At 70.7% G+C, this 16,003-nt stretch carries 20 protein-coding genes; 5 read left to right on the top strand and 15 right to left on the bottom strand.

The features are described 5' to 3' along the window. Positions 1-98: 98 nt before the first annotated feature. On the top strand, positions 99-497 hold the full coding sequence (locus tag AB0B01_RS23135) for a hypothetical protein (RefSeq protein ID WP_361722176.1): 399 nt from the start codon (positions 99-101) through the stop codon (positions 495-497). A 66-nt stretch (positions 498-563) separates the two neighbouring features. Here the strand turns inward: AB0B01_RS23135 and AB0B01_RS23130 are convergent, their stop codons facing one another. From AB0B01_RS23130 to AB0B01_RS23110, 5 genes are all read right to left on the bottom strand, one after another. Continuing rightward, a complete protein-coding gene (locus tag AB0B01_RS23130) occupies positions 564-1,901 on the bottom strand; it encodes a dicarboxylate/amino acid:cation symporter (RefSeq protein WP_361722173.1) in 1,338 nt (445 codons plus the stop codon). A gap of 342 nt (positions 1,902-2,243) precedes the next feature. After that, positions 2,244-2,549: a DUF4229 domain-containing protein gene (locus tag AB0B01_RS23125; protein WP_361722170.1), complete on the bottom strand. Its 306-nt coding sequence runs from the start codon at positions 2,547-2,549 to the stop codon at positions 2,244-2,246. 108 nt (positions 2,550-2,657) lie between these two features. Next, entirely contained in the window at positions 2,658-3,182 is a 525-nt protein-coding gene (locus AB0B01_RS23120) for a GNAT family N-acetyltransferase (protein ID WP_361722167.1), read from the bottom strand. Positions 3,183-3,287: 105 nt separating this feature from the next. Further along, positions 3,288-4,451, bottom strand: a complete 1,164-nt coding sequence (gene mqnE / locus AB0B01_RS23115; protein WP_356851950.1) for an aminofutalosine synthase MqnE — start codon at positions 4,449-4,451, stop codon at positions 3,288-3,290. A gap of 53 nt (positions 4,452-4,504) precedes the next feature. Next, positions 4,505-4,960 carry an Lrp/AsnC family transcriptional regulator gene (locus tag AB0B01_RS23110; protein ID WP_361722164.1) on the bottom strand — a complete coding sequence of 152 codons (456 nt, stop codon included), beginning with the start codon at positions 4,958-4,960 and terminating at the stop codon, positions 4,505-4,507. 130 nt (positions 4,961-5,090) lie between these two features. Between AB0B01_RS23110 and AB0B01_RS23105 the strand changes: the two genes are divergently transcribed. After that, positions 5,091-5,222: a hypothetical protein gene (locus AB0B01_RS23105; protein ID WP_356851947.1), complete on the top strand. Its 132-nt coding sequence runs from the start codon at positions 5,091-5,093 to the stop codon at positions 5,220-5,222. On the opposite strand, the gene AB0B01_RS23100 is transcribed toward AB0B01_RS23105, so the two are convergent. Further along, positions 5,219-5,902, bottom strand: coding sequence for a UbiX family flavin prenyltransferase (locus AB0B01_RS23100; RefSeq protein WP_361722161.1), 684 nt, complete (start codon positions 5,900-5,902; stop codon positions 5,219-5,221). The two genes, AB0B01_RS23105 and AB0B01_RS23100, sit on opposite strands and share 4 nt — an antisense overlap. Before the next feature lie 151 nt (positions 5,903-6,053). Between AB0B01_RS23100 and AB0B01_RS23095 the strand changes: the two genes are divergently transcribed. Then, the gene (locus AB0B01_RS23095; RefSeq protein ID WP_361722216.1) at positions 6,054-6,599 is read left to right on the top strand and encodes a rhomboid family intramembrane serine protease; all 546 of its coding nucleotides are present in this window, start codon (positions 6,054-6,056) and stop codon (positions 6,597-6,599) included. Here AB0B01_RS23095 and AB0B01_RS23090 read toward each other — a convergent pair. From AB0B01_RS23090 to AB0B01_RS23075, 4 genes are all read right to left on the bottom strand, one after another. Beyond that, complete coding sequence (locus AB0B01_RS23090) at positions 6,592-7,176, bottom strand: Uma2 family endonuclease (RefSeq protein ID WP_361722158.1); 585 nt, start codon at positions 7,174-7,176, stop codon at positions 6,592-6,594. The two genes, AB0B01_RS23095 and AB0B01_RS23090, sit on opposite strands and share 8 nt — an antisense overlap. 78 nt (positions 7,177-7,254) lie before the next feature. Beyond that, positions 7,255-8,175 (bottom strand): menaquinone biosynthesis prenyltransferase MqnP, encoded by a 921-nt coding sequence (gene mqnP, locus AB0B01_RS23085; protein WP_361722155.1) that lies wholly within the window; start codon positions 8,173-8,175, stop codon positions 7,255-7,257. After that, positions 8,175-8,651, bottom strand: coding sequence for a hypothetical protein (locus AB0B01_RS23080; protein ID WP_361722152.1), 477 nt, complete (start codon positions 8,649-8,651; stop codon positions 8,175-8,177). Before AB0B01_RS23080 ends, mqnP begins: the two co-directional genes overlap by 1 nt. Next, a complete protein-coding gene (locus AB0B01_RS23075; protein ID WP_361722149.1) occupies positions 8,648-10,105 on the bottom strand; it encodes a menaquinone biosynthesis decarboxylase in 1,458 nt (485 codons plus the stop codon). Before AB0B01_RS23075 ends, AB0B01_RS23080 begins: the two co-directional genes overlap by 4 nt. Positions 10,106-10,195: 90 nt before the next feature. On the opposite strand from AB0B01_RS23075, the gene AB0B01_RS23070 reads away from it, so the two are divergent. Beyond that, a complete protein-coding gene (locus AB0B01_RS23070; protein ID WP_361722146.1) occupies positions 10,196-10,522 on the top strand; it encodes a PLD nuclease N-terminal domain-containing protein in 327 nt (108 codons plus the stop codon). A 49-nt stretch (positions 10,523-10,571) separates the two neighbouring features. Here AB0B01_RS23070 and AB0B01_RS23065 read toward each other — a convergent pair whose 3' ends face one another. Together AB0B01_RS23065 and AB0B01_RS23060 are read right to left on the bottom strand one after the other, a co-directional pair. Next, positions 10,572-11,690 carry a hypothetical protein gene (locus AB0B01_RS23065; RefSeq protein WP_361722144.1) on the bottom strand — a complete coding sequence of 373 codons (1,119 nt, stop codon included), beginning with the start codon at positions 11,688-11,690 and terminating at the stop codon, positions 10,572-10,574. 31 nt (positions 11,691-11,721) lie between these two features. Then, positions 11,722-12,093: a cupin domain-containing protein gene (locus tag AB0B01_RS23060; RefSeq protein ID WP_361722141.1), complete on the bottom strand. Its 372-nt coding sequence runs from the start codon at positions 12,091-12,093 to the stop codon at positions 11,722-11,724. A gap of 82 nt (positions 12,094-12,175) precedes the next feature. Between AB0B01_RS23060 and AB0B01_RS23055 the strand changes: the two genes are divergently transcribed. Continuing rightward, positions 12,176-12,652: a MarR family winged helix-turn-helix transcriptional regulator gene (locus tag AB0B01_RS23055; protein ID WP_361722138.1), complete on the top strand. Its 477-nt coding sequence runs from the start codon at positions 12,176-12,178 to the stop codon at positions 12,650-12,652. A 52-nt stretch (positions 12,653-12,704) separates the two neighbouring features. On the opposite strand, the gene AB0B01_RS23050 is transcribed toward AB0B01_RS23055, so the two are convergent. Genes AB0B01_RS23050 through AB0B01_RS23040 form a run of 3 tightly spaced genes read right to left on the bottom strand, consistent with a single transcriptional unit; the run spans position 12,705 to position 15,992 of the window. Beyond that, positions 12,705-13,208, bottom strand: coding sequence for an SRPBCC domain-containing protein (locus AB0B01_RS23050; RefSeq protein WP_361722135.1), 504 nt, complete (start codon positions 13,206-13,208; stop codon positions 12,705-12,707). Between the two features lie 25 nt (positions 13,209-13,233). Then, a complete protein-coding gene (ccsB, locus tag AB0B01_RS23045; protein ID WP_361722132.1) occupies positions 13,234-14,316 on the bottom strand; it encodes a c-type cytochrome biogenesis protein CcsB in 1,083 nt (360 codons plus the stop codon). Continuing rightward, positions 14,313-15,992, bottom strand: coding sequence for a cytochrome c biogenesis protein ResB (locus AB0B01_RS23040; protein WP_361722129.1), 1,680 nt, complete (start codon positions 15,990-15,992; stop codon positions 14,313-14,315). The genes ccsB and AB0B01_RS23040 overlap by 4 nt, the downstream gene beginning before the upstream one ends. Positions 15,993-16,003 lie beyond the last annotated feature (11 nt).

Genomic DNA, 16,003 nt, shown 5'->3' with positions numbered 1-16,003 from the left:
GGTGTGCGGCGGTCGTCGCGGGCGCGGCTGCGCTCCTCGTCATGACGGCCGGATGCTCGGGGTCGTCCGCCGGCAGCGGAACCCGCGAGACCCGCGGCGTGACCTACTGGGTGGACGGAGCCACCGTGGAGTCCGTCGCGAAGACCCTGCAGGTGCAGGTGCCGGCGACGGCGACCGAGGCCAAGGCCGCCCATCTGAACGGGCTCCAGGACGACAGCCTGATCCTGGCGTTCGTGCTGCCCACCGCCGAGGTGGACGGCTTCGTCGCGGGGCTGAAGCCCGAGGCGCCCCTGCGCCTGCGGGAGCAGCCCTTGACGTTCGACTCGGACGCGACGGCCCCCTTCACGCACCTGGGGCTGCCCGCGCCGGATCTGCTGGGCCATGTCCGCGAGGGCCAGATCTGCGCCCCCTGCAAGGGCGATCTGAACTGGCTCAAGATCTCGGTGGCGAGCGTCGACGGCCAGAACAGCCGCATCTATCTGAGCGGCGTGGACTGACCCACACACCGCAGCCCCCGCCCGGACGGGGGCGGGGGCTGCGGCGGGTACGGGGCCGTCAGGCGGTCAGGCGGCCACGGGTACCGGGGTGCGGTCCTCCAGGGGGGAGGACGAGGCGGCCTCGTAGGCCTTCTTGTCCAGGATTCCCTCGCGGGCCGCGACCACGACCGGGACCAGGGCCTGGCCGGCGACGTTGGTGGCGGTGCGCATCATGTCCAGGATCGGGTCGATCGCCATCAGCAGGCCGACACCCTCCAGGGGCAGGCCCAGCGTCGACAGGGTCAGCGTCAGCATGACGGTGGCGCCCGTCAGGCCGGCCGTGGCGGCCGAGCCGACCACCGAGACGAAGGCGATCAGCAGGTAGTCGGTGATCGTCAGCTGCACGTCGAAGATCTGCGCGATGAAGATCGCGGCGAGCGCCGGGTAGATCGCGGCGCAGCCGTCCATCTTCGTCGTGGCGCCGAACGGAACGGCGAAGGAGGCGTACTCCTTCGGGACGCCGAGGCGCTCGGTGACCTTCTGGGTGACCGGCATGGTGCCGACCGAGGAGCGGGAGACGAAGGCCAGCTGGATCGCCGGCCAGGCGCCCTTGAAGAACTGGATCGGGTTGACCTTGGCGACCGTCGCGAGCAGCAGCGGGTAGACACCGAACATCACGAGCGCCGAGCCGACGTAGACGTCCGCGGTGAAGGTGGCGTACTTGCCGATGAGTTCCCAGCCGTACGAGGCGATGGCGGTGCCGATCAGGCCGACGGTGCCGATCGGGGCGAGGCGGATGACCCACCACAGGGCCTTCTGCAGCAGCTCCAGGACGGATTCGGCGACGTTCAGCACGGGCTGCGCCTTGCTGCCGAGCTGGAGGGCGGCGATACCGGCGACGGCGGCGAGGAAGACGATCTGGAGCACGTTCAGCTCGGTGAACGGCGTGACGATGTCCTTCGGCACGATGCCGGTCAGGAAGTCGAGCCACGAGCCCGTGCGCTTGGGCAGCTTGCCGTCCTGCGGGGTGAGGCCGGTGCCGGCGCCCGGGTTGGTCAGCAGGCCGATCGCGAGGCCGATGCCGACGGCGATCAGCGAGGTGATCATGAACCAGAGGAGGGTGCGGGAGGCGAGCCTGGCGGCGTTGTTGACCTTCCGCAGGTTGGTGATCGACACCAGGATCGCGAAGAAGACCAGCGGGGCGACGGCCAGCTTCAGGAGCTGGACGAAGATGTCACCGATCTGCTCCAGGGTGGTGGCGAGCCAGCTGACGTCCTGACTGCGTGCGATCCAACCGAACAGGACGCCGAGCGCGAGACCGGTGACGATCTGGGCCCAGAAGGGGAACTTGAACGAGGCCTTGGCGGGCGCGGGCTCGGGGGCGGACGCCGGCGTGGGGACCGGGGCCTGAGGGGTCGCGGACACGGACACTCTCCGGGGGAAACAGAGGAAAAGAGAAAAGGGTGTGGGCGTGGGTTCAGCGACAGCCACAACAGGCCGCGGACACGCGGCGGCAGAGGTCGACGTGCAGGCGCTCCACGAGCGGGACGCCCGTGGCCATGGGGTGCGCAACTGTGGTCAACATGTTGAACACGCTAACACTTTCGCTTTGAGAACCTCAAAGGCGTACTTTGAGCCAGCGGCGGGCCGGCCCCGCCCCCGGGGGCCCGGATCCCTGGGAACATGCGAAAGCCCCGGCATCACGGGTGGTGAACCCGGCACCGGGGCAGTTCGGTGTGTGAGGAAGCTAACGGGGGCCGGCGGCGCTCAGGCGCGGGCGGCGTCGTCGGCCGCGTCCTCCTGGGAGCGGTTGGCGGCGAGCTTCGACTTCGCGTCCGCGACGCGTCCGGCGATCTGCTCGGACATCTCGTCGCGCTGCTTGCGCAGCAGTACGAAGGACAGCGGCGCGGAGATCACCAGGGCGAGCAGCACGACCCACGCGAAGTTGGCATCGCCCAGCCCCGCGGGCACCAAGCCCAGGCGGACCAGCAGGGCGACCAGGACGAGGCATCCGACGAAGACGCCCAGGCGCATCGCGGTGTAGCGGATCGTCGCGCTCGGCTTGAGGGACACGGTGACCCCTTCTTTCTCGTCGTCCTACGTCGTCACGTGCCCGTCCAGTGAAGCACGCCGGGCCGCCGTCGCGGCCCGGCGGGGGGTGGGCGGGGGTCGCCGCGCAGCTCAGTGCAGGGGCAGCAGCATCGTGATGTCGTCGCGGTCGTCGCCCGGGGCCACCCGGATGGCGTCCGGGACGCGGCCGACCTCCTTGTAGCCGCAGGAGGCGTAGAAGTGCTCCAGCCCGAGCCCGCCGCGGCAGCCGAGCCGGATCGCCTCGATGCCGTCGAGCGAGCGCGCGGCCTCGGCGAGGGCGTCCATCAGGGCGCGCCCGACGCCCCGGCCTTGGAGCTCGGGGCTGACCATCACCGTGTACGCCCAGACCCAGTGCGTCTGGAGCCGGTGCGTGTTGAAGGCGAGGACGGCGCAGGCGACGACCCGGCCGCCGCCGTCGCGGCCGACGAGGAGGCGGTGGCGCCCTTCGGCCATCGCGACGAGGTGCTTGACCAGTTCGGGGCGGATGTCGTCCACGGTGACGGGCGGCACGAACCCGACGGCGCCGCCGGCGTTGGAGACATCGGTCCACAACTCCGCGATGCCGTCGCGCAGGGCGGGGTCGACGACCGGATCGAAGGTGAAGGTAATGGCCATTTCGGCAGAGTACCCATTACCAGCCGGGGTGGGCAACGGAGAAACGCAGCAGGCCCCGGTCCACCAGGGACCGGGGCCTGCCGTCGGAGAAACGGAGCGGCCGGCTCAGACGCGCATCGCCTGCGGGGTCTCGCGCAGCGCCGCGTCGGGGCCCGGGTACTCGCGGATGACCTCGTAGCGCGTGTTGCGCTCGACCGGGCGGAAGCCGGCCTCGCGGATCAGCTCCAGCAGGTCTTCGCGGCCCAGCTTGTTCGGGGTGCCGTAGTTGTCCGCGTCGTGCGTGATCTTGTACTCGACGACCGAGCCGTCCATGTCGTCCGCGCCGTGCTGGAGCGCGAGCTGGGCGGTCTGCACACCGTGCATCACCCAGAACACCTTGACGTGCGGCACGTTGTCGAACAGCAGCCGCGAGACCGCGAAGGTCTTCAGGGCCTCGGCGCCGGTCGCCATCGTCGTCCGCGCCTGGAGCCTGTTGCGGACCTTCCCGTCCTGCATGTCCACGAAGTCGTGCTGGTACCGCAGCGGGATGAAGACCTGGAAGCCGCCGGTCTCGTCCTGGAGCTCGCGCAGCCGCAGCACATGGTCCACGCGGTGGCGCGGCTCCTCGATGTGCCCGTAGAGCATGGTCGACGGGGTCTTCAGACCCTTCTCGTGCGCGAGCCGGTGGATGCGCGACCAGTCCTCCCAGTGGGTGCGGTGGTCGACGATGTGCCGGCGGACCTCCCAGTCGAAGATCTCCGCCCCGCCGCCGGTCAGCGACTCCAGACCGGCCTCGATCAGCTCGTCCAGGATGTCGGAGGCCGACATCCCGGAGATCGTCTCGAAGTGGTGGATCTCGGTCGCCGTGAACGCCTTGAGCGAGACGTTCGGCAGCGCCTCCTTCAGTGCGGAGAGCGAGCGCGGGTAGTAGCGCCACGGCAGGCTCGGGTGCAGGCCGTTGACGATGTGCAGCTCGGTGAGGTTCTCGTTCTCCATGGCCTTGGCCAGGCGCACGGCCTCCTCGATGCGCATCGTGTACGCGTCCTTCTCGCCCGGCTTGCGCTGGAACGAGCAGTAGGCGCACGACGCGGTGCACACGTTCGTCATGTTGAGGTGGCGGTTGACGTTGAAGTGGACGACGTCACCGTTCTTGCGCGTCCGCACCTCGTGGGCGAGGCCGCCGAGCCAGGCCAGGTCGTCCGACTCGTAGAGGGCGATACCGTCCTCACGGGTCAGCCGCTCGCCGGAGCGGACCTTCTCCTCCAGCTCACGCTTGAGCCCAGCGTCCATCGGCTGGTCGCCTCCTCTGTGTCCTGACGCCCTGTGTCCCCGCAACCGTACTCTCAGCGTTCCTCGGGCAGGTCCCCGACCCGGTTCTCCCACTTCGTGGAGAGCACGATGGTGGTGCGGGTGCGGGAGACGCCCTTGGTGCCGGAGAGCTTGCGGATGATCTTCTCCAGGCCGTCCACGTCGCTGGCCCGCACCTTCAGCATGAAGGAGTCGTCACCGGCGATGAACCAGCAGTCCTCGATCTCCGCGAGGTCGCGCAGCCGCCGGGCCACGTCCTCGTGGTCCGCGGCGTCGGAGAGGGAGATGCCGATGAGCGCCGTGACGCCGAGGCCGAGCGAAGCCGCGTCCACGGTCGCGCGGTAGCCCGTGATGACGCCGGCCGTCTCCAGCCGGTTGATCCGGTCGGTGACGCTGGGGCCGGAGAGGCCCACGAGCCGGCCCAGCTCCGCGTACGAGGCACGTCCGTTTTCCCGGAGAGCCTGGATGAGCTGCCTATCCACCGCGTCCATATACCTGGAGCCTTCCATTATTCGGCGATCCCGCAAGTTTACGTATAGAATCTAAGGCACACAGGGGCGACACCCTGTGAATCCGTCAACAGATCAACGACGATCTGACGAGCTTCAGGAGTGGTTCACCGTGTACACGATCGAGATGGCCTACGCGCACATGCGACAGCTCCAGGAGCTGGCCAACCGATCCCGCACCGACCAGCCCGCCGCCGCCCACCGCAACGACAAGACCCGCAAGCCGGGCGCCAGGAAGCGCTAGTCACCGCTTCCCTCCTGGGGGCGGCTGGTTCCCAGCTGCCCCTCCCACCGGCGGTACAGCGTGTGCGGCACCCCTGCCGCATCCAGCACCCGCCCCGCGACGAAATCCACCAGATCCTGGATGTGCGTCGCACCCGCGTAGAACGCCGGAGAGGCGGGCAGCACGACCGCGCCCGCCTCGTCCAGCGCCACCAGATGCCTCAGCGTCTGCCCGCTGAGCGGGGTCTCCCGCACCGCGACCACCAGACGGCGCCGCTCCTTGAGCGTCACGCTCGCGGCCCGCTGCAGCAGGTCCTTCGACAGGCCGAGCGCCACCCCCGCCACACAGGCCGTGGACGCCGGCACGATCAGCATCCCCTTGACGGGGTACGAGCCCGAGCTCGGCCCGGCGGCGAGGTCCCCGGCCGCCCAGTGCCGTACGCCGTCCAGTTCCGGCCGCGCGAAGGCGGCGGGCTTGCCGTCCGCCCCGCGCTGCAGCCACTCGGCGAGATCGTCCCGCCAGTGCGCGTCCCGGTAGGCGATGCCCGTCTCGTCCAGCAGGGTCAGCCGCGAGGCCCGGCTCACCACCAGGTCCACACTCTCCCCCGCCGCCAGCAGCCCGCGGATCACCGCCGCCGCGTACGGCGTCCCGGACGCGCCGGAAACCCCGACCACCCACGGGGCGCGCTTGCCGTCAGTCATGGCTACGAGACTATCCGGCCACACCCTGCGGGCACTCGCTAAGGTGTCCTGGACGTTCCAGGGGGTGGGACGCACGAGGGGCGGCGCGGCAGTGAGCACGTTGCAGGACACCTGGACGCAGACCGACCGGGCGAAGGCCGCGGCCCAGCTGATGCTGGGCTGGGTGGCCCTGTTGTGGGTCGTGGAAGCGGTCGATCACGCCACGGGGCACGCCCTCGACGCGTACGGGATCCCGGCGCGCGACCCGGCCGGCCTGAGCGGCATCCTCTTCGCGCCGTTCCTGCACTTCGGCTTCGGCCACGTCGCCGCCAACAGCATCCCGCTGCTGGTCCTCGGCTTCGTCACGGCCCTGTCGGGCATCCGCCGGTTCCTCGCGGTGTGCGGGCTGATCGTCCTGGCGGACGGGATCGGCATCTGGCTGATCGCCTGGCCGAACACCATCACGGCGGGCGCCTCCGGCCTGGTCTTCGGCCTGTTCGGCTACCTGCTGGTCCGCGGGTTCGTCGAGCGGAAGGCGCTGGGCATCGCCGTGTCCCTCGGCGTCGCCTTCGTCTGGGGCGCCACGATCGTGGTCGGCGTCCTCCCCACCGACGCCACCGTGAGCTGGCAGGGCCACCTGTGCGGCCTCGCGGCGGGCATCGCCACGGCCCTCTGGTTCCGCCGCCCGGCCCCGGACCGCCCGGCCGTCCTCAGCTGACGGCGGAGGGGTCCACGGGCAGCTCGGAGGTGTCGATCCTGAGCTTGCCGATGCCGGTCTCGACGGCGACGTTCTCGCCGTACGCGATGGTGTCCGTCCCCCGGTAGCCGTCGGGGCCGGGGTTCCAGAACATCACGCAGTGCGCCTTGTAGGGGTCGAAGACCAGGTAGTGCGGGATCCCTCGGCGCGCATAGGCGCGGCGCTTGACTTCGTAGTCGTTGTGGCGGCTGCTCGGCGAGACCACCTCGACGGCCAGCTCGATCAGGTCGGGCGCGTAGGCGCTAAGGTTCTTTGCCACTTCGGCGGCCGGGACCACGGCGAGGTCAGGGCAGAACTCGTTGTCGCCGTCGAAGGGGATCGCGACATCGCTGAGGAAGCCCCACTCTTCGGACATCTGGGGCTTCAGCACGCTCCACAGCTGCCAGATGGTGGCGTTGTGGTGCGGCTTGAGCGGACTCATCACGATGGCGCCCTCGACAATCTCCATCCGGTAGCCCGGGAACATGTCCTCGAACCGGCTGAGCTGTGAGTGCAGGCGGTCGCTCTCCGAGACGGTCACGTCGGCCTCCCTGTCCATGCACTCGATGGTAGGCCGGACGGTACCCACGGCGTCAGACCGTGCGCACGCAGATCCGCCACGGCTCACGCCATCGAGCTAAAGGGTCAGGCCCCGCACCGCGAGGTCCAGGAGGGCGCACACGAAAAGCGCGATTCCGATGAAGCCGTTGACCGTGAAGAAGGCGCGGTTCAGTCGGGACAGGTCGTGCGGCTTGACGATCGTGTGCTCGTAGAGGAACGCCCCGACCACGATCACCAGGCCGCACCAGAACAGCACCCCGGCCCCGGTCGCCACCGCGTACCAGGCCAGCAGGCCGGTGGTCACGACGTGCGCGCCGCGGGCGCCCCACAGGGCCGCCGGCACGCCGAAGCGGGCGGGGACGGACTTGACGCCCTCCGCGCGGTCCGCGGCCACGTCCTGGCAGGCGAAGATCAGGTCGAAGCCGCCGATCCACACGCCCACGGCGAGGCCCAGGATCACCGCGTCCCAGGACCAGGCGCCGGTGATCGCCAGCCAGGCCCCGACGGGCCCCATCGCCTGGGCCAGGCCCAGGATGGCGTGCGGGAAGTTCGTGAACCGCTTGCCGTACGGGTACACCACCATCGGGACGACGGCCACCGGAGCCAGCGCCAGGCAGAGCGGGTTCAGCAGCGCCGCCGCCCCGAGGAACACGGCCAGCGCCACCCCGGCGCCCGTCCAGGCCGACCGCACGGACACCGCGCCCGTGACGAGCTCGCGCCCGGCGGTGCGCGGGTTGCGGGCGTCGATCTCCCGGTCGATGATCCGGTTGGTCGCCATCGCGAAGGTCCGCAGCCCCACCATGCACACCGTCACGAGCAGCAGCTCGCCCCAGTGCACGGTCCCGTCGAGCCGGAACATCGCGGTGAGCGCGGCGATGTAGGCGAAGGGCAGCGCGAAGACCGAGTGCTCGATCATCACCAGCCGCAGGAAGGCCCTGACCTTGCCGGGGGCCTGCGGCGCCTGTCCGGGGCCGAGCACGCCATCGGCGGTGGTCATCATGCGAGGCTCCTGCGGAAGTCTTCGAGGTCGGCGCGGAGCGCGTCGGCGTCCACGGGCGGGATCTCCAGCGTGAGCGGGGGCAGTTCCTCGCCCTCCGGCGGGGTGATGGCGGCCAGGAAGCGGCAGTCCGCGCCGCCAGGGCCGGGGTGGGCCTGCAGCCGCAGCACCTCGCCCGCCCCGACGACGAACGGCCCGGTCTCGAAGGACAGCTCGGCCAGCAGGCGGGCGGCGAAGTCCTCGGCCTCCGCGTCCCTGAGGCCCGGCAGTTCGAAGCCGCCGCCCGCGCCGGTCTCGTCCTCCCACATCAGCGCCCACACGTTGCCGGGCCCCGCGAACTCCTCCGGCGAGACGCCGGTTTGTTCGGCGGCCGCACGGACCTCGGGGTCGGCCGGGTCCAGGCGCGGGCGCACGACGGCCACGTACGCCGTGTCGGTGCCGATGAAGAGGGCGGGTCCGCCCATCGCCGGGCTCACAGTCCGTACTCCTTCCAGCGGCGGTCCACCAGGGCCGCCGTCGCGGGGTCCGACTCGACCATGTCGGGCCAGCCCCCGTCGCGGGTGTAGCCCTCCTCGGGGAGCTTCTTCGTGGCGTCGATGCCCGCCTTGCCGCCCCAGAACTGCTGGTACGAGGCGTGGTCGAGGTGGTCGACGGGGCCCTCCACGACGGTCAGGTCGCGGGAGTAGTCCGTGTTGCCCAGCGCCCGCCAGGACACCTCGTGCAGGTCGTGGACGTCGCAGTCCGCGTCGACCACGATGATCAGCTTGGTCAGCGACATCATGTGCGCGCCCCAGATGGCGTGCATGACCTTCTGCGCGTGCTTCGGGTACTTCTTGTCGATCGAGACGATCGCGCAGTTGTGGAAGCCGCCCGACTCGGGCAGGTGGTAGTCCACGACGTCCGGGACGATGATCTTCAGCAACGGCAGGAAGAAACGCTCCGTCGCCCGGCCCAGCGGGCCGTCCTCCGTCGGCGGGCGGCCGACGACGATCGACTGGAGCAGCGGCCGCTTGCGCATCGTCACGCAGTCGATCTTCAGCGCGGGGAACGGCTCCTGCGGCGTGTAGAAGCCGGTGTGGTCGCCGAAGGGGCCTTCCGGCAGCATCTCGCCCGGATCCAGCCAGCCCTCGACGACGACTTCGGCGTTCGCCGGGACCTGGAGCGGAACGGTCTTGCAGTCGACCATCTCGATCCGCTTGCCCGCGACGAACCCGGCGAAGAGGTACTCGTCGATGTCGCCCGGCAGCGGCGCCGTCGACGCGTACGTGACCGCCGGCGGACAGCCGAAGGCGATGGCGACCGGCAGCCGCTCGCCGCGCTTGGCGGCGACCGCGTAGTGGTTGCGGCTGTCCTTGTGGATCTGCCAGTGCATGCCGATGGTGCGCTTGTCGTGGCGCTGGAGGCGGTAGAGGCCGAGGTTGCGCACGCCCGTCTCGGGGTGCTTGGTGTGGGTGAGGCCGAGGTTGAAGAAGGAGCCGCCGTCCTTGGGCCAGGTGAAGAGGGCCGGCAGCCGGTCGAGGTCCACGTCGTCGCCGGTGAGCACGACCTCCTGGACGGGGGCGGCGTCGCCCTTCACCTTCTTCGGCGGCACGTGGACCATCGAGCCGAGCTTCCCGAAGGCCTCACGGACCCCGATGAAGCCCTGCGGGAGCTCCGGCTTGAGCAGACCGCCGATCTTGTCGCTGATCTCGCCGTACGACTTGAGGCCGAGGGCCTTGAGCAGGCGGCGGTCGGTCCCGAAGACGTTCATGGCGAGCGGCATCGCCGAGCCCTTGACGTTCTCGAAGAGCAGCGCGGGCCCGCCCGCCTTGTTCACTCTGTCGACGATCTCCCCGACCTCCAGGTACGGGTCGACTTCGGCCTTGATGCGCTTGAGGTCGCCCTCCCGCTCCAGAGCCCGGAGCAGCGAGCGGAGATCGTCGTAAGCCATGGGGTTCAGTATCCGCCACCTACTACCCTGGGAGCGTCACCGGGGCCCGCTGCGGGCCCCCCGCCACTGCCGGGGAGTCGGTCCCACACCGTGCTGCGCTATCTGCCGTTCCTGCTGATCATCGCGCTGACCATCTACGCCTTCATCGACTGCCTGAACACGCCCGAGGAAGAGGTCAAGCACCTTCCCAAGGTGGTGTGGGTGCTCATCATCCTGCTCTTCTCGATCGTCGGGCCGGTGGTGTGGCTGTTCGCGGGCAGGCAGCGGGCGGCGATCGGCGGCGGGAGCCGGGGCGCGGGCCGCCGGACGCAGTGGGTGGCGCCCGACGACAACCCGGAGTTCCTGAGGTCCCTGCGCGAGGAGCAGGAGAACAGGAAGAAGGACACCGACCGGGACAAGGACCAGGACCAGGACTAGGTGCATGAGGCCGTTCCCCTCGTCCCGCCGCCCGGGCACCACGTCCGCCCTAGGACACTCCGGCGGGCCGGACCTGCGGGAGTGCGCCGACCAGCCACGGCATGTCGCGGCGGCGGGCGGCGATGAGCACCTCGCGCTCCCCGTCCCGGCACTGGGCGACCACGTACGAGGTCTCCTCGGCGGCCACGTCCATGGCGTCGGGGTCCGAAGCCAAGAGCGGGCGGACCCGCTCCAGCATCAGCCCCGCCGGGAGCGGCTCGCGGCGGAAGGCGCCGGTCGGGTCGTTGGTGAAGGCGACCACCCCCGGCGCCACCACGAGGTAGGCGTTGCGCCGGGTGCCGGCGGGGCCGCTGCGGTCGCCGAGCAGGACCGCCCCGAAGACGTGCTCGCGCTCGTCGCGGCGCGGCGCCATCTCGATCGTGTCCTGTTCGCCGCGCAGGCCCTTGTACAGGCAGACGGCTCCGGCGCAGAGGACGGTGAGAGCGGCGGCGGCCCCGCTCCAGCGCAGGGTCTCCTCGATCCGGAGGTCCAGGGTCATGGCGATGACCGCAACGCCGACGCCCAGGACGGTCAGCGCGAGGGAGGGCACGACGAGCTGCCAGGGAGCGGCCCGCCGCGAGCGTCCGGACAGCCACCGCTGCCGGCAGCCGACCCACACCAGGGCGGGCCCGATGATCAGCAGGCCCAGCCCCCAGCCGAAGGGCACCGCGTAGGCGGTGTACGGGTTCTCCACGGTGTAGGCGGTGTGGGCGAAGCCGGGGCCGTAGGTGATGTTCCGGACCTGGCCGCGCCAGCGGACCAGCCGGACCTCGGCGCCGTCCGCGACGATCGGCTCGGCGCTGTGCCACTGCATCCGCAGCCGCTGCTTCTTCCCGTCCCCGCGCACGACCTCGATGTCCTCGACCGTGTACCTGACCCCGGGCTTCCAGGACCGCTCCACCGTCGCCGGCACCGAGCTCACGCACTGCGCCTCCTGTCGCGGCCGCAGGCCGGGGGCGCAGGTGTCCGCGGCGGCGAAGTCGCGGGCGGCCGCGGTGGCGGTCCGCACCGGCACCAGCAGCAGGCAGGCGCCGATCAGCATCATCACGGCGCCGAAGCCGATCCCGAGTCCGGCGGATCGCCAACTCGCCTGGTCCACAGGTCTCTTGGGGTTCTCTTCGGAGTTCACGAAGCCCAAGCATGCCGTACGGGCCGGCGGCTCACTGCGCCCAGGGCAGGGCGCGGGTGCCCTCGGTCCCCGGGACCGACACCACGCCGTCCGCCCGCATGGCGACGTACGCCTCGAAGTCCTGCGGCGCGTGGATCCGCCGGAGGGCGCCGGGCGGGAGGACCAGGGTCTGGCCTGCCGCGACCTGCTCGGTGCGGTCGGCCGAGGTGACCTCCAGCGCGCCCGCGACCACCGTCCAGACCTGCTCGCGGTCGACGGAGTGCTCGGGGCCGGTGGAGCCGGCGGTCATGGCGACGTGCCAGGTGCTGAGCTCGGAGCTGCCCCGGCTGGGGGCGGCGAGGCCGGTCATGGTGGCGTTGGGCGAAACGGTGACGTGGTCGGGCGAGGTGGTGACGACGTGCACGGGAACTCCTTCGGGGCAGGGCGAGTCAATCCGCTTTACTCACGAGTAAAGCAGACTGACTCGGTCGTGTCACCATGTTTGCGTGACCAGAGACGACGTACCCGGAAGCCCGCAAGGCCCCGAGCTGGCCTTCCTGCTCGGCCTCGGCTTCCAGCTCCTGCTCGGCGAGTTCACCCGGCGCCTCGACGAAGCCGGGTACGGGGACCTGCGCCCCGTGCACGGCATGGCCTTCCAGGCCCTCAAAGGCCCCGGGGCCACCGCCACCGAGCTCGCCGAACGACTCGGGGTGACCAAGCAGGCCGCCGGGCAGATCGTGGACGACCTGGAGAAACGGGGCTACGTCCGGCGTGAACCGCACCCCGAGGGCGGCCGACGCAAGCTGGTGGTGCTCACCCCCGCCGCGGACCGGCACCTCGCCGTCGCGGGCCGCGTCCTGCACGCGCTGGAAGCGGAGCTCGGGGCCGACGTCGACCTCGGCGCCCTGCGCATGGAACTGGGCCGGCTGGTGCGCGCGCTGAACGGGGACGCACCCCTGCCCGCACTGCGGCCCGTCTGGTGAACGCCGGCACGCCCGCCCGCCCGCCCCACGCCCGGTGCCGACGCGCGGGCGCCTACGTCCGGGCGAAGGACGCGTAGGAGGACCGCAGCTGCGCCCAGCGGGCGTCCGTCCACTGCGACCAGTCCGCCGGATGGCCGCCCAGGGAGGTCTCCAGCAGCTCGAAGTGGTGGTGCCAGCCGGCCAGGCTGTCCAGGCGGTCGTCGTGCGAACCTTCGCGCTCGTTCAGGAAACGGATCACCGTCGAGTCCGTGCCCACGGGCTCCAAGTGGAAGCGGATCCGCCCGTGCTCGGCGAGCGTGTACTCCACGACCCGCTCCACGTCCCAGGCCGTGATGTGGCCGGAATCGCTCGCGCCGCTGTTCAGCCAGCGCAGGGTGACGGCTCCGCCGAGCCGCCGTTCCAGGACGTCCGCCGCGGCCAGCCAGCCGCGCAGTCCCTCCGCCGTGGTCAGCGCGGGCCACAGGCCCTCGTACGCGCACGGCAGGTGCACCTCGAAACGGAGCAGCCAGCGGTCTTCGCCGCGGCTCTCGCTGGTGGCATGACTCACAGGAGGCATACCACCAGCGTCCCACTCCGCTCGGTCAGATGCCCGCGTAGGAGTGCTTGCCGTTGAGCAGGATGTTCACGCCGTAGTAGTTCCAGATCCAGCAGGCGAAGGCGAAGAGCGCGAGGTACGCGGCCTTGCGGCCCTTCCAGCCGGCGGTGGCGCGGGCGTGCAGGTAGCAGGCGTACGCCACCCAGGTCACGAAGGACCAGACCTCCTTGGGGTCCCAGCCCCAGTAGCGGCCCCAGGCGTCGCCCGCCCAGATCGCGCCCGCGATGATCGTGAAGGTCCACAGCGGGAAGACGGCCGCGTTGATGCGGTACGAGAACTTGTCGAGCGAGGCCGCCGAGGGGAACCGCTCCAGCACCGAGCCCGCGAACCGCGACGGCGTACCGCCGCCGGCCAGCTTGGCCTCGTAGGAGTCGCGGAACAGGTACAGCACCGCTCCGGCCGCACCGATGTAGAAGACGGCGCCGCAGAAGATCGCCGTGGAGACGTGGATCCACAGCCAGTACGAGTGCAGCGCCGGGACCAGCTGGTCGCTCTCGGTGTAGAGCCAGGTGGTGGCGATGCCCAGGTCGAGCAGGACGGTGGTGACCAGGAACAGGCCGAGCCAGCGCACGTTCTTCTTCAGCCCGAGCAGCGCCAGGTACGCGCCGACGGCCACCGTGGCGAAGGTGATCGAGAACTCGTACATGTTGCCCCACGGGGCCCGCTGCACGGACAGCGCGCGGGTGACGACGCCGCCCGCCGCGAGGAGGAACCCGAGCACGGTCAGCGACACCGCGATCCGCCCGTAGAGGTCGCCCTCCGCTGTGCCGCCGGCGGCGCCGGGGCCGTCCGGGACGTCACGGGTGCCCGCGGCGGACCGCGTGACCACCTGCGGCTTGTCGAGGACGGCGGTGCCCGCCTTGCCCCGCACCTGCACGGCGGGAGCGGCGGCGGCCTGCGGGGCAGTCAGCGCGGCCGCCGTACGGGCCACCTTGCTGCGGCTGCCGAAGGTCCACTCGGCGATGTGCGCGAGGAAGGCGAGCGTGTAGACCGCCATCGACGAGTAGATCAGGTAGTTGCTGATCTGAGCCAGGTTCTCGTTGACCTCGGCTGCTGCGAGCGGCGTCATCCGCGCTCTCCTTCGGCAGTTTCCTTGACGGGGTGGTCGGGCGCCGTGGGCGCCTGCTCGTGCAGGGCGGCGGCCAGCTGCCCCAGTTCCTCGGGGAGCTTTGCCGACTCGCTGCGGCCCAGGCCGGCCATCTCGACGACGGTGGTGCCGTCCTCGGCGCGGACCGCGCGCACCCAGACGCGGCGGCGCTGGATGAACAGGGACGCTGCCAGGCCGCCGATGGCGGCGACGGCGCCGGCGAGGGCGAGGCCGCTGCCGGGCTGGCGGGTGACGGAGAAGGTGGCCCAGCGCTCGATGCCCTCGAACTTCACGGTGCCCGCGCCGTTCGGCAGCTCCATGGCCTCGCCGGGCAGCAGCCGCTTCTTGAACAGCTGCCCGTCCTCGCCCTTGAACTCCTGCATCTTCGAGGTGTTCAGCTGGTACACGTTCTGCGGCAGGCCCGAGTCCATGCCCAGGCTGCCGTGGTAGGCGCTGAGGGCGAGGACGGGGAAGTCGGCCGCCGGGAACTGGGAGAGCATCGTGCCCCTGCCCTCACCGGCGAACGTGGGGACGAACATGGCGTTGAAGCCGAGCTGCTCCTTCTGCCCGTCCTTGTTCGTGTAGCCGTCCGGCACCTTGACGGCGCCCGAGGAGCTCAGGTTGGAGTCGAAGGGCAGCATCGGCACGGCGTCCTTGTAAACCACCTTGCCGGAGGGGTCGGTCACCGAGACGACGGGCGCGTAGCCGTGGCCGAGCAGGTAGACCTTGGCCCCGTCGACCTCCAGGGGCTTGTTGACCTGGATCTCGCGCTGCTGCGGCGCGCCGTCTGCGCCTTCCCGGAAGGTGACGTACGCCGTGAAGTCGCGCGGGGTGCCCTTCTGCGGGCCGGTCCTCTCGTACGTGGCGTCGAACCGGTCGAGCGTGAAGGAGAACGGCGGCAGGTCGTCGGGGCTGAAGAAGCTGCCGTACTTGAAGTCGTCGTACTGGGTCAGCGTGTTGGCGAAGCCCTTGCCGCGCAGGACCAGCTTGCCGCCCTCGGACTTGAACAGCTGACCCCAGGCGAAGGCGACCAGCAGCACGATCAGGGCGACGTGGAAGACCAGGTTCCCGGCCTCGCGCAGGTAGCCCTTCTCGGCGGCGACGGAGCCCTGCCCGGCCTCGGTGCGGAAGCGGCGCCCGCCGAGGACCGTCTTCGCGTGCGCGAGCACCTCGTCGGGGGAGGCCTCCGTACGCCACGTCGCGTACGCGGGCAGCCGGTCCAGGCGCTTGGGCGCGCCGGGCGGGCGGCCGGTGAGCTGGCCGACGAACTGCCAGCTGCGCGGGACGATGCAGCCGATCAGGGAGATGAACAGCAGCAGGTAGATCGCGGAGAACCAGACCGAGCTGTAGACGTCGAACAGCTGGAGCTTCTCGGCGAGCGGCACCCAGAAGGAGTGGTCCTTCTTCCACTGGGCCACCTTCATGGCGTCGACCTGGCTCTGCGGAACCAGGGAACCCGGGATGGAGCCCAGCGAGAGGAGGAAGAGCAGGATCAGCGCCACCCGCATGGAGGTGAGCTGGCGCCAGATCCAGCGGATCCAGCCGACCACGCCGATGCCAACGGGGCCGCCGGCGTCCTCGACGGGGGCGGTGGACAGCTGCGCCCCGGCCGCGACGGCGTCGGGTTCGGTTTCGGTTTCGCTTTCGGTCGTACTCATGCGTGTAGTCC

This window comes from Streptomyces sp. NPDC044571 (assembly GCF_040647115.1).
GTDB lineage: Bacteria > Actinomycetota > Actinomycetes > Streptomycetales > Streptomycetaceae > Streptomyces.
This window is presented reverse-complemented; position numbering and strand designations above follow the sequence as displayed.

Excerpts from the sequence above, each read along its gene's own strand:
- AB0B01_RS23050 (WP_361722135.1), bottom strand. The coding sequence starts at position 13,208 with ATGCCTCCTGTGAGTCATGCCACCAGCGAGAGCCGCGGCGAAGACCGC.
- AB0B01_RS23095 (WP_361722216.1), top strand. The coding sequence starts at position 6,054 with ATGCTGGGCTGGGTGGCCCTGTTGTGGGTCGTGGAAGCGGTCGATCAC.
- AB0B01_RS23040 (WP_361722129.1), bottom strand. The coding sequence starts at position 15,992 with ATGAGTACGACCGAAAGCGAAACCGAAACCGAACCCGACGCCGTCGCG.
- ccsB (WP_361722132.1), bottom strand. The coding sequence starts at position 14,316 with ATGACGCCGCTCGCAGCAGCCGAGGTCAACGAGAACCTGGCTCAGATC.
- AB0B01_RS23075 (WP_361722149.1), bottom strand. The coding sequence starts at position 10,105 with ATGGCTTACGACGATCTCCGCTCGCTGCTCCGGGCTCTGGAGCGGGAG.
- AB0B01_RS23120 (WP_361722167.1), bottom strand. The coding sequence starts at position 3,182 with ATGGCCATTACCTTCACCTTCGATCCGGTCGTCGACCCCGCCCTGCGC.
- mqnE (WP_356851950.1), bottom strand. The coding sequence starts at position 4,451 with ATGGACGCTGGGCTCAAGCGTGAGCTGGAGGAGAAGGTCCGCTCCGGC.
- AB0B01_RS23090 (WP_361722158.1), bottom strand. The coding sequence starts at position 7,176 with ATGGACAGGGAGGCCGACGTGACCGTCTCGGAGAGCGACCGCCTGCAC.
- AB0B01_RS23110 (WP_361722164.1), bottom strand. The coding sequence starts at position 4,960 with ATGGACGCGGTGGATAGGCAGCTCATCCAGGCTCTCCGGGAAAACGGA.
- mqnP (WP_361722155.1), bottom strand. The coding sequence starts at position 8,175 with ATGACCACCGCCGATGGCGTGCTCGGCCCCGGACAGGCGCCGCAGGCC.
- AB0B01_RS23100 (WP_361722161.1), bottom strand. The coding sequence starts at position 5,902 with ATGACTGACGGCAAGCGCGCCCCGTGGGTGGTCGGGGTTTCCGGCGCG.